Origin of the sequence: Streptomyces sp. CB03234 (assembly GCF_001905885.1) — a bacterium.
In the GTDB taxonomy this organism is placed as follows: Bacteria; Actinomycetota; Actinomycetes; order Streptomycetales; family Streptomycetaceae; genus Streptomyces.
The window spans coordinates 1-15,676 of record NZ_LIYH01000004.1 but is presented as its reverse complement, the minus strand read 5'-3'; the positions used below and the strand labels follow the sequence as shown (position 1 = coordinate 15,676).

The window sequence follows — 15,676 nt, the reverse complement described above, 5'->3', positions numbered from 1 at the left end:
CTTGTCGGTAATATCGCCGACGGCTAGCGGAAACATTGCGTGAACACGTGTCGTATAAACTCCGCGAACGAGGCAGAGAGTCGCGCCCGGCCCCGGCCCATCGGCCCCCTCTGACCCCAAGCTGACACTGCCGTCCGCACCTTCCCTCGCATCACCCTGTCTCTTGACTGAGAGGCGACCCACCATGCCGCTCCACGTCTCCCCCGCCCCCGCGCCTGCCCTGCGCAGTGTCCTCGCGGCGCTCGGTTCCCCCGCCGTCCGCGAGGCCCACACGCCCGCTCTCCGGTCCGTCCAGGGACCGCTGAGCCCCGAACTCCCGCTGCCCGTCCACGTACTGGACGTGCGCGACCAGGTCGTTCCGCCCGCCGGTGCACCGCGTACCCGACTGGCCGGCTGGCGGTTCCTGATCCGCGGCGGCGACCGCCCCGTCGCCGCCGCGGACACCATCCTCACGCCGGACGGCTGGGCGTTCTCGCACTTCTTCGAGGGCCCGTATCTCGCCTCGACGGAGCGTGCCGTACGCCAGGCCGAGGCGATGGCGACCGGCCACCAGCCGCGCCTGCTGTCCGTACCGGAGCTGTACATGCTGACCCTGTGGCTGCACGAGGACACGGAGGCCGACCCGGCCGCCGGCGCCCCGGCCCCCGCGGACCTGCTGATCCCGCTGGCCCCCGCACCCCCCGGAATCGCCGCGCACCTGCCGTACCGCGTCGCCGACCTGCTGCCCGTGCTGACGCTGCGGCTGGTGCCACCACCTCTGCTGGAGTCAACGGCGTGATGACTCCCCCAGTCCTATCGGACTAGCCCGGTGCGGCCATCACGAACCACCCGAAGGGACGGTGTGGTTGACCTGAACCATCCAGGCGGGTGACACGTCATTGAGGAGGAGGAAGCGCTGCCGCGAAATCCCTGCGGATTGACGCCCGTGGGGCAACACTGGGAACGGACCGACCGACACAACGGGGGGCGGCCATGAACACCGCATCGAGCCGCAGGACACACACCACACCGCAGCGAAAGAACCAACCCATGTGCCAGCACCAGCCAGCCTGTCCGACCGCCGACTCCGCCGACAGGGAGGCGGCCCGCCTGGTGGCCCACCACCCGGAACAGGGCTGGAGCCTGCTGTGCAACGGCGTCCTGCTCTTCGAGGACACCGGTGAACTGCTGCCGGACGGCCAGATCATCGCGCCGCACCGGCCGCTGAGCACCTCGAAGGTCGTGACCGCCGCCTGAGGCACGGCACGCCACCGCACGACAAGGGCCGGTACGGGATTCATCCCGTACCGGCCCTTACCTCTGCGGGTCAGTTGTCGTACTCGTCCAGCGGCGGGCAGGAGCAGACCAGGTTCCGGTCGCCGAACGCCCCGTCGATACGGCGCACCGGCGGCCAGTACTTGTCCGCGGCCGAGACACCGGCCGGGAAGACCGCCTCCTCACGGCTGTACGCGTGCGTCCACTCGCCGCCGCCCAGCGCGGCCGCCGTGTGCGGGGCGTTGCGCAGCGGGTTGTCGTCCGCGGGCCACTCACCCGACGCGACCTTCTCGATCTCTCCACGAATCGCGATCATCGTGTCGCAGAACCGGTCGAGTTCGGTCAGGTCCTCGCTCTCGGTCGGCTCGATCATCAGCGTGCCGGCCACGGGGAAGGACATGGTCGGTGCGTGGAAGCCGTAGTCGATCAGCCGCTTGGCGATGTCGTCGACGCTGACACCGGTCGCCTTGGAGATCGGGCGCAGGTCCACGATGCACTCGTGGGCGACGAGCCCGGCCGGGCCGGTGTAGAGCACCGGGTAGTGCGGCTCCAGGCGCTTGGCGATGTAGTTGGCCGCGAGGACGGCGACCTGCGTCGCGCGCTTGAGTCCCTCGCCGCCCATGAGCCGTACGTACGCCCAGGAGATCGGCAGGATGCCGGCCGATCCCCACGGGGCGGCCGAGATCGGGCCGACGCCCGTGTCGGGTCCGGCGCTCGGCTGGAGCGGGTGGTTGGGCAGGTACGGCGCGAGGTGCGCCCGGACGCCGACCGGGCCGACGCCGGGGCCGCCGCCGCCGTGCGGGATGCAGAACGTCTTGTGCAGGTTCAGGTGCGAGACGTCGCCGCCGAACTCACCCGGCTTCGCGAGGCCCACCAGCGCGTTGAGGTTGGCGCCGTCCACGTACACCTGGCCGCCCGCCTCGTGCACCTGGGCGCAGATGTCCGCGACGTGCTCCTCGAACACGCCGTGCGTGGACGGGTAGGTGATCATCAGCACGGACAGCTCGTCGCGGTACTGCTCGATCTTGGCGCGCAGGTCCTCGACGTCGATCTCGCCGTCGTCGGCGGTCTTGACCACCACGACCTTCATCCCGGCCATCACGGCGCTCGCGGCGTTGGTGCCGTGCGCGGAGGAGGGGATCAGGCAGACGGTGCGCTGGTCGTCGCCGTTGGCGCGGTGGTACGCGCGGACGGCGAGCAGACCGGCCAGCTCGCCCTGCGAACCGGCGTTGGGCTGGATGGAGACCTTGTCGTAGCCGGTGACCTCGGCGAGGCGCTCCTCCAGCTCACGGATCAGGGTCAGGTAGCCCTGCGCCTGATCGACCGGCGCGAAGGGGTGGATCTGCGCGAACTCCGGCCAGGTGACCGGCTCCATCTCGGCGGTCGCGTTCAGCTTCATCGTGCAGGAGCCGAGCGGGATCATGCCACGGTCCAGCGCGTAGTCGCGGTCGGCGAGCTTGCGCAGGTAGCGCAGCATCGACGTCTCGGAGCGGTGCGCGTGGAAGACGGGGTGCGTGAGGTACGGGTCGGAGCGCAGCATCGCCTCGGGCAGCACGTCGGCCGTGGCGGCGTCCAGCGCGTCGATGTCGCCGCGCACCCCGAAGGCGTCCCACACGGCGGCGATCTGGGCGCGGCCGGTGGTCTCGTCGCAGGCGACGGAGACGTGGTCGGCGTCGACGAGGCGGAGGTTGACCCCGTTCTCGCGGGCGGCGGCGACGGCCTCGGCGGCCTTGCCGGGCACGCGGACGGTCACGGTGTCGAAGAAGGTGCCGTGGACGACGTCCGCACCCCCGGCGCGCAGCCCCTCCGCGAGGATCACCGCGTACCGGTGGACACGCCGGGCGATCTGCTTGAGCCCCTCGGGGCCGTGGTAGACGGCGTACATGCCAGCCATGACGGCGAGCAGCACCTGCGCGGTGCAGATGTTGCTGGTCGCCTTCTCGCGGCGGATGTGCTGCTCACGGGTCTGCAGCGCCAGCCGGTACGCCTTGTTGCCGTCCGCGTCGACGGAGACGCCGACGAGCCGGCCCGGCAGGGAGCGGGCGAACGTCTCACGTACGGCCATGTAGCCGGCGTGCGGACCGCCGAAGCCCATCGGCACACCGAAGCGCTGGGTCGTACCGACCGCGATGTCGGCGCCCAGCTCGCCCGGCGAGGTGAGCAGCGTCAGCGCCAGCAGGTCGGCCGCCACCGTCACGACCGCACCGAGCTCGTGGGCCCGGTCGATGACCGCCTTGATGTCCCGTACGGCCCCGGAGGCGCCCGGGTACTGGAGCAGCACACCGAACACGCCGCGCTCGGCGATCTCGGCGGGGATGCCCTCGCTCAGGTCGGCGACGACGACCTCGACGCCGGTCGGCTCGGCGCGGGTCTCGATGACGGCGATGGTCTGCGGCAGGGCGTCGGCGTCGACCAGGAAGACGCCGTTCTTGACCTTGCCGACGCGGCGGGCCAGCGACATGGCCTCGGCGGCGGCGGTGCCCTCGTCGAGCAGCGAGGCGCCGGAGGTGGGCAGGCCGGTCAGGTCGGCGACCATGGTCTGGAAGTTCAGCAGCGCCTCCAGGCGGCCCTGCGAGATTTCCGGCTGGTACGGCGTGTACGCGGTGTACCAGGCGGGGTTCTCCATGACGTTGCGCAGGATGACCGGCGGCGTGAACGTGCCGTAGTAGCCGAGGCCGATCATCGGCGCGAGCACCTGGTTGCGCTCGGCCAGCGAACGCAGCTCGGCCAGGACCTCGGCCTCGGTACGCGCGTCGGGCAGGCCGAGAGCCTCGGCGCTCTTGATCACATCCGGTACGGCGGCGGCGGTCAGCTCGTCGAGCGAGCCGTAGCCGACCTGCGCGAGCATCTTGGCGCGGGCCTCGTCGTCGGGCCCGATGTGCCGCTGCTCGAAGGGGATGCCCTGCTCAAGCTCGGTGAGCGGAGTACGGTTGGCGGTCATCTGCGGAGGCCTCCTGGTCGTCACGACCTGCGAGGGGCACCACGGCGCGGGTGCCCGGACGGCCTCCCCCTCTGTCATCTCAACCTGAGAGCTTCACCGGGCGCACCTGTGTGCCGCCCGGCTTTCACCGTCGGTGAGAGCGGATGCCGTCCGACGCCCGCCCTGCTTTCCAGAGTGACCTCATCCGTGCGGTACCGGGTGCCTGAGAGATTCCGGGGAGGATTTGCTCCTTCGGCGCCTCCGAAAGGTTTCTCCGGAGGACTCTCCCGCACGGGGTCAGCGGCCGTCTGCCAGCCTACCAGCGTGGTCCACGCCCGATCCCTCGAGTGGCCGACGTCACCGATGTGCACTTTCGTAGTGTTTACAGAGCGGTTGCGACCAGTTGGAGGGACCGTGCAGACCGATATCGATCCGCGCAGCCTGATCGGCCGCAAGGCCTTCGACCGCAACGGCCACAAGATCGGCACCATCGACGAGGTCTACCTGGACGATGCGACGGGCGCCCCCGAGTGGGCCGCCGTACGAACCGGCCTCTTCAGCCGCGACGCGTTCGTCCCGCTGGAGCCCAGCGAACTGGCGGACGACGGCCTGCACATCCCCTACGACCGCGCCCTGATCAAGGACGCCCCCGACTTCGGCGTCGGCCGCCACCTCTCCCCCGAGCAGGAGCTCCAGCTCTACCACCACTACGGCCTCGCGCTCCCGCCACCCCCCTCCACGGACCGCGACTTCGGCAAGCTCGCCGGCCAGGACGACTGACCCGGCACGAGCGGCAGCGGATCCGACGGCTCCAGCTCCGGATCGTCGGCCCAGAACGTCCGCACCCGCCCCGGCGCCGAACCGGGCTCCTCGAACCGCACGGTCACGCGCCCCAGCCCGCTGCCCTGCACCCACCCGGCCCCGTACCGCGCGTGCCGCACGTCCTCCCCGGCCGACCACCGCCGCGCCTCCCCACCGGCCATCCTGGCGCTGTCCGGCCCAGCACCCGCGCGCCCGGCCGTTCCGCCCGCCTCACCGGCCTCACCGGCCGTGGACACCGGCCTGCCCCCGGCGGGGCCGACACGGCCCTCACCCGCCGAGGAAGCCGCCTGGACACCCGGGCCCCCGTGGTCGCCCAGCCCGATCTCCGCCGCCACAACGCCATCGTCAGCCCCTCCGGCCCCACCCAGCCCGCCACCCGGCCGAGGGCCGGCATGGTCACGCAAGTCAGGAGGAGCCGCCTCCGGCCGCCCGCCCGACTCGCCGGCCGGCGGTGCGGCCACCCCGTCGCCCTGCCGGGGCGGCGCCCCCGCGGAGCCACCCGGCCGGGCCCGCCCGTCCACCTCCGGAGGCCCCACCGGCACACCGGGCCCGCCGACGGCACCGGACTCCCCCGAGCCCGTGCCCCCGGCCCCACTGTGCGCGGCCGGGACCCCGGCCCCCGCCGCCCCCGCCCGCTCCACGGCATCCCGTTCCCCAACCGCCCGCTCCGCCGCTTCCGCCGCCGCCTGCGCGAACAGGTCCTCCTGCGTGTAGTCCGCCAGCCCCGTGACGCCCACGCCAAGGAGCCGCACCCCGCCCGTCGTGTCGACCGCCTCCAGGAGCCGGGCCGCCGCCTCACGCACCACCACCGGATCGTCCGTCGGCCCACGCAGCGTCTCGGACCGGGTCAGCGTCGAGAAGTCGTACCTCCGCACCTTCAGCACCACCGTCCGCCCCGACCGGCCCGCGCCCCGCAGCCGCTGCACGCACCGCTCGGCCAGCCGCTCCACCTCCATCCGCACCCGCACCCGGTCGTGCAGGTCCACGTCGAAGGTGTCCTCCACCGACACCGACTTGGCGTCCCGCTCCGCCACGACGGGCCGGTCGTCGTACCCCATGGCCATCCGGTACAGCGACTCCCCGTGCGCCCTCCCCAGCAGCCGTACGAGCTCGTCCTCGCCCGCCGCCGCCAGGTCCGCCACCGTCGTCATCCCGGCCCGCCGCAGATGCTCTCCGGTGGCCGGCCCGACCCCCGGCAGGATCCGCACCGACTTGGGGCCGAGGAGCTCACGTTCCGTGCCCGGCTCGATCAGCACGAGCCCATCGGGCTTGGCCTCCTCCGACGCGATCTTCGCGAGCATCTTGGACCCGGCCAGGCCGACCGAACCGGTAAGCCCCGTGACCGCGTGGATGTCCCTGCGCAGCTGCTCACCGGCGGCCCGCGCGCCGACGGCGTCATGGGCCGAGCCACCGGCCTCCAGGTCCACGAAGGCCTCGTCCAGGCTCAGCGGCTCGACGAGGGGCGACAGCCCGCGCAGCAGCTCCATGACCTGCTCGCTCACCGCACGGTAGAGCGAGAAGCGGGGCACCAGATAGGCGGCGTTCGGCGCCAGCCGCCGCGCCTGCGCCATCGGCATCGCCGAATGCACCCCGAAACGCCGGGCTTCGTACGAGGCGGTGGCGACGACCCCGCGCGGCCCCAGCCCGCCCACGATCACGGGCTTTCCGCGCAGACTGGGCTTCGCCGCCTGCTCGGCGGCGGCGAAGAAGGCATCCATGTCCAGATGCAGGATCGTCGGCGCGGCTCTCACACCATCGATGCTGCCCTACGCCACTGACAATCACCCCGCACACACGTACGGACCAGGTGGTCAGACGGCCCGGTCACGCCTCCGGCGCGCCAGCTCGTCCGACGGGTTGTGCCCGACCAGCGTCTCGCCGGTGTCGATGCGCTCCCCGTGCAGCTGCGACAGTGCCGCCTCGACGTCCCGCCACACCACGCCCACGGCGATCCCGAAGACCCCCTGGCCGCCCTGCAGCAGATCGACGACCTCGTCCGGCGACGAGCACTCGTACACCGTCGCGCCGTCGCTCATGAGCGTCATCCGCTCCAGGTCGCGAAAGCCTCGCGCCCGCAGGTGCTGGACGGCCGCGCGGATGTTCTGGAGTGCGACACCGGTGTCCAGGAAGCGCTTGACGATCTTCAGGACGACCACGTCCCGGAAGCTGTAGAGCCGCTGCGTTCCCGACCCGTACGCGGGCCGCACGCTCGGCTCGACCAGTCCGGTACGCGCCCAGTAGTCGAGCTGCCGGTAGGTGATCCCGGCGGCCGCGCACGCGGTCGGTCCGCGGTAGCCGATCGTCTCGGCAGCCGTCTCGTCCTGGTGCCCCTGCGCCGCACCGACAACCGCGCCCACCGCACCGCCCCCCGTGCCGGCGCCCGCACCGGCCACACCCGAACGGACCCGGTCAGCCGCACTTCCGTTCGCCCTGTCGGACGCGTTCGTGTGCGCCGGATCGGCCGCACTCCCATGAAGCGGATACGGCCCGCTCTTCCCCAGACTTCGTCCGGGGAGGCCCCCAGTCGCACCGTCGCCGCTGCTCATCACGCCGACCCTCCGTCCTTGACCTGCCATCTCGACGGTAGGCAGTCACCCGGGGTGCGTCAACGATCGCCACACTCGGCACGCCGAGTGATAATCACCCTGAGAGTGGTTTCCCGTATCCAGAATCCGGGAATGGATGCTCGAATGGGCGGAAATGCCTCACAGCGCGTCCCTCACAGCGGGTCCGTCACCGGGCGCACGGCGCGTACGCACACCGCCCCGACGACACGAGGGCAGGGTCAGGCCTACACCACGGGCCCCACGGGCCGCACCGGCCTCACTGGCTGCTGGTGCCGAAGTCCTCGGGCGAGATCTGGTCGAGGAACTCGCGGAACTTCTCCACCTCGTCCTCCTGCTCGTCCGGGATGGCGATGCCCGCGTCGTCGAGCACCCCGTCACTCCCGTAGATCGGGGTCCCCGTGCGCAAGGCCAGCGCTATGGCGTCGGAGGGCCTGGCGCTGACCTCCACGCCGCTGGCGAAGACCAGTTCCGCGTAGAAGACCCCTTCCCGCAGGTCCGTGATGCGGACCTCGGTCAGCTCCTGGCCCACGGCCTCGAGCACATCCTTGAAAAGGTCATGCGTGAGAGGCCGGGCGGGAGCCATGCCCTGCTGCGCGAAAGCGATCGCCGTCGCCTCCCCCGGACCGATCCAGATCGGGAGGTACCGGTCGCCTCCCACTTCACGCAGGAGCACGATCGGCTGGTTGGACGGCATTTCCACCCGGACACCGACAACATCGAGCTCGTTCACATTGCAACCCTAGGACGTGCCGGACCGATTTGGATAGTCGGGCTCTGTCAAGATCAGTGCAAGCGGATACCGAGGGCCGTCTGCACCAGCGCCGCGTGCAGCCGTACGGACAGTGCCGCCAGCTCCTTCGCCGTCGCCTCGGCATGGGCTCTGGTCTGCGGATTACGGTGCCGGCGCAGCGGCGCGACCACCTGCTCGACCAGCCCCGCCTCCCGCTCGGCGGCGGCTTTCACCGCCCGCAGATGCCGCGGTTCCAGACCGAATCTCCCCAGTTCCGCGACAAGTTTCGCGACCGTCACGGCCTCGGCGTCGTACCCGCCGTCCACGCCCTGCACCACGAGTCCGTACGACTCCCACTCGGCGAGTTCCTCCTCGCCGGCCCCCGCCGCGGCCAGGAGCTCCGCCCTGCCCACCCGGGCAGCGGTCGGCCGGTCCTGCACTGCGGCCTCCCACGGGCCGCCTTCCAGGGGCTCACGCTGGGGGGCGGCCGGCAGCTCCACCTGCTCGCCCCGCTCCACGGCGTCCAGATGTTCCCGGATCACCTTCAACGGCAGATAGTGATCCCGCTGCATCCGGAGGATGCGCGCCAGCCGCTCCACATCCCGTGGGCTGAACTTCCGGTATCCGGAAGCCGTCCGCTGCGGCTCGACGAGCCCCTCCGCCTCCAGGAACCTGATCTTGGAGATGGTGACTTCGGGAAACTCCTCGCGCAGCTGATTGAGCACCGTCCCGATGCTCACCAGCTGATCAGCCGCGCCGGCGGTGCCGTTTCCGGCACCGCCTGTCGTGGTTCGCAGCATGGGCCTCCCCTGCCGGGTCACACGCCCCGCTGGCTCGCGTAGAAGACCAGCCGGTACTTGCCGATCTGCACCTCGTCGCCGTTCGACAGCGGAACCGAGTCGATCCGCTCACGGTTGACGTAGGTGCCGTTGAGGCTGCCGACGTCCGAGACGGTGAAGCTGCCGTCGGGCGACCTGCGGAACTCCACATGGCGCCGCGACACGGTCACGTCGTCCAGGAAGATGTCGCTCTGCGGGTGCCGCCCGGCCGTGGTCAGGTCACTGTCCAGCAGGAAGCGGCTGCCCGAGTTCGGACCGCGCCGCACCACCAGGAGCGCCGAACCGAGCGGCAGCGCCTCGACGGCCGCCTGCGCCTCGGGAGACAGCGACGGCAGCTGCGTCTGGCCGGTGACCTCGGAGTCGTACGCCTCCAGGCCGGAGATCGAGATCGTCGACGTCGTCTCGGACGCGCGCTCCGCGGGGGCACCCCCTCGCAGCGGCGCACCGCAGTTGGAGCAGAACCGGCTCGCCTCAGCGTTACGGTGCCCGCACCTCGTACAAACCGGCATGGACGAGTCTCCACCCGTACTCGAGGTCGATGGTTCCCCGAAACCTATGCGGCCGGAACCGGCAGGGTCAACAGACGCGCCCTGACCCCCCGGAACACCGCCCGGACCGGCGACCTCGTCACGGAACAGCGGGCGCTCGCCGCCCTGCTCCTCACTCTGGCCATGGCGCGGCGCGCGATGCCTGGCAGTGCTGCTGCCGTCCTCGCGTGCGCTCTTGCCGAACAACTTCGCAAACAACTTCACGGGCGATTCCCCTTGAACGAAACAGACCCGCCCGTGGGGCAGGACGAACCCTGAATGAACACACCTGCCGACCCGGACATCATCACAACGTCCGTATCCTCCGGACAGTTTCCATCACGCACCACGTGTGTGATGCGCCGACCCCCCGCAACCTCACGTCCTGGCACCTGTCTTCCGGTTCCCGCGATGCGACCGCGCACGCCGGACCCCGCTCCTCGGTCCGGCGCACCGCCTCCGACAGGTCCTTGCCGCGTAACCCCCATGTACCCCCGCCTCACTGCGACGACGACCGAGCGTAGTCAGGCCGCTCCGCCGGTCGCAAGGCGTCCACGACGATCTTCTGCGACCGGGTCACCGTGGCGGTGGCCTGCTCCTTCTCCAGCGTCTGCACGACGCCGCCCGGGATGTTCAGCGCCGGTTCGAGATCCTGGGGTTTCCCGATGACCTTGAAGCGGTACGGTGCCTTGATCCTCCGGCCGTCCACCTCTATGTCACCGGCGTCACCGGAGAAGTACGAGTCGGCGACGACCCGGACGCCATTGACCTGGATCGCTTCCGCTCCCGCCGCCCGCAGCTCCTGGATGGCGTCGAGCAGCATGTCCGACTCGACGGCCCCGGCGCCGTCGTCGATGGTGAGCGTGATCCCGGGCCCCTGGGCCGCGACCGTGCCGGCCAGGATGCCCAGCTGACGCTCCTTCTCCAGCGTCTGCTTGCGTGCCTCTTCCGCCTGGTCCGAACTGTTCTCCAGCTCCGTACGCTGGTCCTCCAGACGCGCTTTCTCGTCCTCCAGGCGCTGCGTACGGTCGTCGAGCTCGTCCAGGATGCGCACCAGGTCCTCCTGGCGGGCGCCGCGCAGGGCGCCGGTGTCACTGGTCGAGCGGACCTGGATGGCCAGGCCCAGTCCCAGCCCGAACAGCAGCACGGCCACGATGAGTTGGGCCCGCGTCACGCGCGGCGGCCACAGGCCCGCGAGCAGCCGCTGCCGCCCGGTCTGCGGCTTCTGGTCCTCGGCCGGCTCCGGATTCGGTGTCTGTTCGTCGCTCATCGGCCTCACGCCCGGAACACATGCCGCCGGATGGCGGCGGCGTTGGAGAAGATCCGGATGCCGAGCACGACCACCACACCCGTGGACAGCTGTGCGCCGACACCCAGCTTGTCGCCGAGGAACACGATCAGCGCGGCCACGACGACGTTCGACAGGAAGGAGACGACGAAGACCTTGTCGACGAAGATCCCGTCGAGCATGGCCCGCAAGCCGCCGAAGACCGCGTCCAGGGCGGCCACGACGGCGATCGGCAGATAGGGCTCGACCACCGCCGGCACCTCGGGCCGGATGAACAGTCCGACCACGACTCCCACGACGAGGCCCAGTACGGCGATCAAGATGTGCCCTTCCCTGTCTCGGCCGCGCCCTGCCCGTCACCCGCTGCGGATCCGGCGCTGCCCGGCTGTGCTGTACGTACGATCAGGCTCGGCGCCGCCGGCAGACGCACCTCGCCCTGGTCCGAAATGCTGGTGCGGATACCGAAGTTCTCCTGCAGCACGTGCAGGTACTGCCCGTCGGCGCTGTCCTGGAACGTCGTACGCAGCTTTTTTCCGTCCCCTACCGCCAGCACCGTGTACGGCGGCACCAGCGGCTTGTTGTCGACCAGTATGGCGTCGCCCGCCGCGCGGATCGCAGACAGGGCGGTCAGGCGCTGCCCATTGATGGCGATGGCTTCCGCTCCCGCCTGCCACAGTCCGTTGACGACCCGCTGCATGTCACGGTCACGAACCCGGCCCGTATCGGCGAAACCGCTGCTCTCCCGCGGCCCGCCGCCGCCCCCGTCGGTGTCCTTGGCATCGTCGACGACGAGCTTGACGCCCGGCCCCCGCACCGGCGTCGCCCCCGACAGCAGCGCCACGAGCTGCCCCTGGTCCCCACCGTGCTGCTGCAGCGCCCTGCGCTGCCGCTCCCCCACCTCGGTACGCAGCGCCTCGATGTCCTTCTCCAGGCCGTCCGCCGCCGAGGTCTCCGACTCGATACGGTCGATGAGCTCCTCGCGCTCCTTCGCCACCACCGGTGCCGATATCCGCGCCTGCGCGGCACCCAGCGTGACCACGAGCGCGGCCAGCACGAGTCCGGCCGCCAGCCCCAGCTTGGCGCGCAGCGTACGGGGCAGGCCGCCGCCCTCGGCGTCCCTGCGGGCCGAGGCCTCCGCGTACCCGTCGTCGAGCGCGTGGTCCATCACATTGGTCAGCAGCGACATGGACGCGTCGGGACGCGGAGGCGGGGAGCCGGTACTCCGAACGGGGGGCTGCTGCGACATGCCGCACATCGTCGCACGTCGGAGGGGCTACCGCCGAATGGCCCCACCGGTGTGCCGGGAGACGCCCTGCGGACGCCTCCCGGCACACGGCACTACGACGGCGTCAGCGGCCCGCGCTGTCCACCACGGCCGCCCACTCGTCCAGCAGCGCCGTCGCGGACGCGTCGTCCGGACCTTCCGCCCACAGATGCGTGACGGCCTCGGCCGGGTCGGGCAGCACCATCACCCACCGGCCGTCGGCCTCGACGACGCGTACGCCGTCGGTCGTGTCCACGTGCCGGTCCCCGGCCGCTTCCACGACCCGCCGCATCACCAGGCCCTTGACGGCCCACGGCGTCGCCAGGTCCCGCTTCAGCACATGCGCACGGGGAATGCGCGCGTCGATCTGGCTGAGCGTGAGCTGCGTACGCGCCACCAGCCCGATCAGCCGCACGAACGCCGCCGTACCGTCGAAAACGCTGCTGAACTCGGGGACGATGAAGCCACCGCGGCCGTCCCCGCCGAAGATCGTCGACTCCTCCCGGCCGACCCGAGTCAGGTCGTCCGGAGACGTCGTCGTCCAGTCCACCTGCGTGCCGTGGTACGCCGCGACCTGCTCGGCGATCCTCGTGGTCGTCACCGGCAGCGCCACCCGACCGCTGCGCCGCTCGGCGGCCACCAGGTCCAGCAGCACCAGAAGCGCCCGGTCGTCCTCGATGATCCGGCCGCGCTCGTCGACGAGCGACAGCCGCTCGCCGACCGTGTCGAACCGCACCCCGAACGCCGCACGCGCCGACGCCACTATCTCGCCCAGCCGCACCAGCCCGGCACGCCGGGACTCGGCGGACTCGGTGGGCCGCGACTCGTCCAGCCCGGGGTTGATCGTCAGCGCGTCCACCCCGAGCCGTCCGAGGAGGCTGGGCAGAACGAGCCCGGCACTTCCGTTGGACGCGTCGACGACGACCTTGAGGCCTGAGTCGGAGATCCCCGTGGTGTCGACATTCCGGAGCAGGGACCCGGTGTACGAGTCGAAGACACTGGACGGGAAGCTCAGGTCGCCGATCTCGCCCGGGAACGCCCGCCGGTACTCCTGGCGCGCGTACACCCGGTCCAGCTTCCGCTGCCCCGCCTGGGACAGGTCGGCGCCCCGCTCGTCGAAGAACATGATGTCCACCGAGTCGGGCACGCCCGGCGTCGTCCGGATCATGATGCCGCCGGCGCTTCCCCGGGCCGTCTGCTGCCGCGCGACCGGCAGCGGCACGTTCTCCAGGTCGCGTACGTCGATGGCGCTGGCCTGCAGCGCGGAGATGACCGCCCGCTTCAGCGCCCGCGCGCCTCGGGAGTGGTCACGTGCCGTGGTGACCGTGGCGCCCTTCTTGAGCGTCGTCGCATACGCCCCGGCCAGCCGTACCGCCAGCTCGGGTGTGATCTCCACGTTCAGGATCCCGGAGACGCCTCGCGCCCCGAAAAGATGCGCCTGCCCACGCGATTCCCAGATGACCGAGGTGTTGACGAACGCGCCGGCCTCGATGGTCTTGAACGGGTAGACCCGGACATTGCCCTGGACGATCGATTCCTCACCGACGAGGCACTCGTCGCCGATGACCGCTCCGTCCTCGATCCGCGCGGCCCGCATGATGTCGGTGTTCTTGCCGATCACACAGCCGCGGAGATTGCTGTGCTGCCCGATGTAGACGTTGTCGTGAACAACCGCTTTATGCAGGAAAGCGCCGCTCTTCACGACCACGTTCGACCCGACGACAGTATGCTCGCGGATCTCCACACCGGCCTCGACCTTGGCGTAGTCACCGATGTAGAGAGGCCCGCGAAGCACCGCGTCGGGGTGCACCTCCGCGCCCTCGGCCACCCACACACCGGGAGAGATCTCGAAGCCGTCGAGTTCGACGTCGACCTTCCCCTCGAGGACGTCGGCCTGTGCCTTGACGTAGCTCTCGTGGGTGCCGACATCCTCCCAGTAGCCCTCGGCGACATAGCCGTAAATCGGCTTGCCTTCCTTCATGAGCTGCGGGAAGACATCCCCGGACCAGTCGACCGGAACGTCCGCTTCGACGTAGTCGAAGACCTCGGGCTCCATGACGTAGATGCCCGTGTTGACCGTGTCGGAGAAGACCTGCCCCCACGTGGGCTTCTCCAGGAAGCGCTCCACCTTCCCTTCCTCGTCCACGATCGTGATACCGAATTCCAGCGGATTCGGCACCCGGGTCAAGCACACCGTTACCATCGCGCCCTTTTCCTTGTGGAACGCGATGAGGTCGGTCAGGTCGAAATCCGTGAGCGCATCACCGGAGATGACGAGGAAGGCATCGTCCTTCAGCGCCTCCTCGGCATTCTTGACACTTCCCGCAGTGCCGAGTGGCTTCTCCTCGTTGGCATAGGTCAGTTCCATGCCGAGCTCTTCGCCGTCACCGAAGTAGTTCTTTACGAGTGAGGCGAGGAACTGCACGGTCACCACGGTCTCATTGAGCCCGTGCCGTTTGAGCAGCCGAAGCACGTGCTCCATGATCGGCCGGTTGGCGACCGGCAGGAGCGGCTTGGGCATGCTTGAGGTCATGGGGCGAAGTCGAGTTCCTTCGCCACCGGCCATAACGACGGCCTTCATGTCGGAAGCGTCCTCCTTGCAGAGACGACGGTCAAGCCGACTTCACCCGTCCGGGACAGTGGTCTTCTCACAACAAACACAGACACTGTCAATCGCTGCACGACACCGCACAGACAGGCTCAATCGGCCACGGTATCCGCCTTGACAAGTCGGCGGACCTGGACCACATAGAGGATCCCTGCCCACCAATAGAGAGTTGTACCCCATCCGGCGAACGCCCACCCGAAAACTTCAGCGAGTGACGAAAGCCATCCGGTCCCGTCACTGAGCAGCAGGAGCGGGAAGGCGTACATCAAGTTGAACGTCGCCGCCTTGCCCAGGAAGTTCACCTGCGGCGGCGGATACCCGTGCCGGCGGAGGATTCCCACCATCACCAGGAGCATCAGCTCCCGGGCCAGAAGAGCCACGGTCAGCCAGAGCGGCAGGATCTCACGCCATGTCAGCCCGAGAAGGGTGGAAAGGATGTAGAGCCGGTCAGCCGCCGGGTCGAGGAGCCGCCCCAGGCTGCTGATCTGATTCCAGCGCCGGGCGAGCTTGCCGTCGAGGTAGTCGCTGACACCGCTGAGCATCAGCACGAGCAGCGCCCAGCCGTCGCTCTTCGGCCCGCCGAACTCGGGACGGAGAATCAGCCACAGGAACAGCGGCACGCCCGCGAGGCGGGCCATGCTGAGGATGTTGGGGATGGTGAGGACCCGGTCCGTCTGAACGCGAGTCTCCTGAACCTCCACCCGGGTGCCTCCTGTGGAAACGTGCCAACGATGCCCCCTGACTTTACCGTCAGCCGAGGGGCCCCGACGCACAGGGGTAGCTGGACCCCTCTATGAAACGCAGAAAAGCCTCAGGCCCCGGACAAAGTCCGGGGCCTGAGGCTCAATAATTGTTCG

14 protein-coding genes and 1 riboswitch are annotated in these 15,676 nt (G+C 70.1%); of the genes, 3 read left to right on the top strand and 11 right to left on the bottom strand.

The window, feature by feature from the left end:
* Window positions 1–184: 184 nt before the first annotated feature.
* Together AMK26_RS17170 and AMK26_RS17165 are read left to right on the top strand one after the other, a co-directional pair.
* The gene (locus tag AMK26_RS17170; RefSeq protein ID WP_073755571.1) at window positions 185–778 is read left to right on the top strand and encodes a hypothetical protein; all 594 of its coding nucleotides are present in this window, start codon (window positions 185–187) and stop codon (window positions 776–778) included.
* 251 nt (window positions 779–1,029) lie between these two features.
* Window positions 1,030–1,236, top strand: coding sequence for a DUF5999 family protein (locus AMK26_RS17165; protein ID WP_073755570.1), 207 nt, complete (start codon window positions 1,030–1,032; stop codon window positions 1,234–1,236).
* Window positions 1,237–1,306: 70 nt separating this feature from the next.
* Here AMK26_RS17165 and gcvP read toward each other — a convergent pair whose 3' ends face one another.
* Complete coding sequence (gcvP, locus tag AMK26_RS17160) at window positions 1,307–4,195, bottom strand: aminomethyl-transferring glycine dehydrogenase (RefSeq protein WP_073755569.1); 2,889 nt, start codon at window positions 4,193–4,195, stop codon at window positions 1,307–1,309.
* A 179-nt stretch (window positions 4,196–4,374) separates the two neighbouring features.
* Window positions 4,375–4,474, bottom strand: a riboswitch (glycine riboswitch).
* A 114-nt stretch (window positions 4,475–4,588) separates the two neighbouring features.
* Between gcvP and AMK26_RS17155 the strand changes: the two genes are divergently transcribed.
* Complete coding sequence (locus tag AMK26_RS17155; RefSeq protein ID WP_198944093.1) at window positions 4,589–4,954, top strand: PRC-barrel domain-containing protein; 366 nt, start codon at window positions 4,589–4,591, stop codon at window positions 4,952–4,954.
* Here AMK26_RS17155 and AMK26_RS17150 read toward each other — a convergent pair.
* From AMK26_RS17150 to AMK26_RS17105, 10 genes are all read right to left on the bottom strand, one after another.
* Window positions 4,882–6,747, bottom strand: a complete 1,866-nt coding sequence (locus tag AMK26_RS17150; protein ID WP_073755567.1) for a DNA polymerase IV — start codon at window positions 6,745–6,747, stop codon at window positions 4,882–4,884. The two genes, AMK26_RS17155 and AMK26_RS17150, sit on opposite strands and share 73 nt — an antisense overlap.
* 60 nt (window positions 6,748–6,807) lie before the next feature.
* Window positions 6,808–7,542: a MerR family transcriptional regulator gene (locus tag AMK26_RS17145; RefSeq protein ID WP_073755566.1), complete on the bottom strand. Its 735-nt coding sequence runs from the start codon at window positions 7,540–7,542 to the stop codon at window positions 6,808–6,810.
* 277 nt (window positions 7,543–7,819) lie between these two features.
* Complete coding sequence (locus AMK26_RS17140) at window positions 7,820–8,293, bottom strand: bifunctional nuclease family protein (RefSeq protein ID WP_004002801.1); 474 nt, start codon at window positions 8,291–8,293, stop codon at window positions 7,820–7,822.
* A 53-nt stretch (window positions 8,294–8,346) separates the two neighbouring features.
* Window positions 8,347–9,093, bottom strand: a complete 747-nt coding sequence (gene ftsR, locus AMK26_RS17135; protein WP_073755565.1) for a transcriptional regulator FtsR — start codon at window positions 9,091–9,093, stop codon at window positions 8,347–8,349.
* A 17-nt stretch (window positions 9,094–9,110) separates the two neighbouring features.
* Window positions 9,111–9,884 carry an FHA domain-containing protein gene (locus AMK26_RS17130; RefSeq protein WP_073755564.1) on the bottom strand — a complete coding sequence of 258 codons (774 nt, stop codon included), beginning with the start codon at window positions 9,882–9,884 and terminating at the stop codon, window positions 9,111–9,113.
* 274 nt (window positions 9,885–10,158) lie between these two features.
* Window positions 10,159–10,929 (bottom strand): DUF881 domain-containing protein, encoded by a 771-nt coding sequence (locus AMK26_RS17125; protein WP_073755563.1) that lies wholly within the window; start codon window positions 10,927–10,929, stop codon window positions 10,159–10,161.
* A 5-nt stretch (window positions 10,930–10,934) separates the two neighbouring features.
* On the bottom strand, window positions 10,935–11,267 hold the full coding sequence (locus tag AMK26_RS17120; protein ID WP_064068997.1) for a small basic family protein: 333 nt from the start codon (window positions 11,265–11,267) through the stop codon (window positions 10,935–10,937).
* Window positions 11,264–12,193 carry a DUF881 domain-containing protein gene (locus tag AMK26_RS17115; RefSeq protein WP_073755562.1) on the bottom strand — a complete coding sequence of 310 codons (930 nt, stop codon included), beginning with the start codon at window positions 12,191–12,193 and terminating at the stop codon, window positions 11,264–11,266. Before AMK26_RS17115 ends, AMK26_RS17120 begins: the two co-directional genes overlap by 4 nt.
* A gap of 103 nt (window positions 12,194–12,296) precedes the next feature.
* Entirely contained in the window at window positions 12,297–14,792 is a 2,496-nt protein-coding gene (locus AMK26_RS17110) for a mannose-1-phosphate guanyltransferase (protein WP_073755561.1), read from the bottom strand.
* A 119-nt stretch (window positions 14,793–14,911) separates the two neighbouring features.
* A complete protein-coding gene (locus tag AMK26_RS17105) occupies window positions 14,912–15,520 on the bottom strand; it encodes a CDP-alcohol phosphatidyltransferase family protein (protein ID WP_073755560.1) in 609 nt (202 codons plus the stop codon).
* Window positions 15,521–15,676 lie beyond the last annotated feature (156 nt).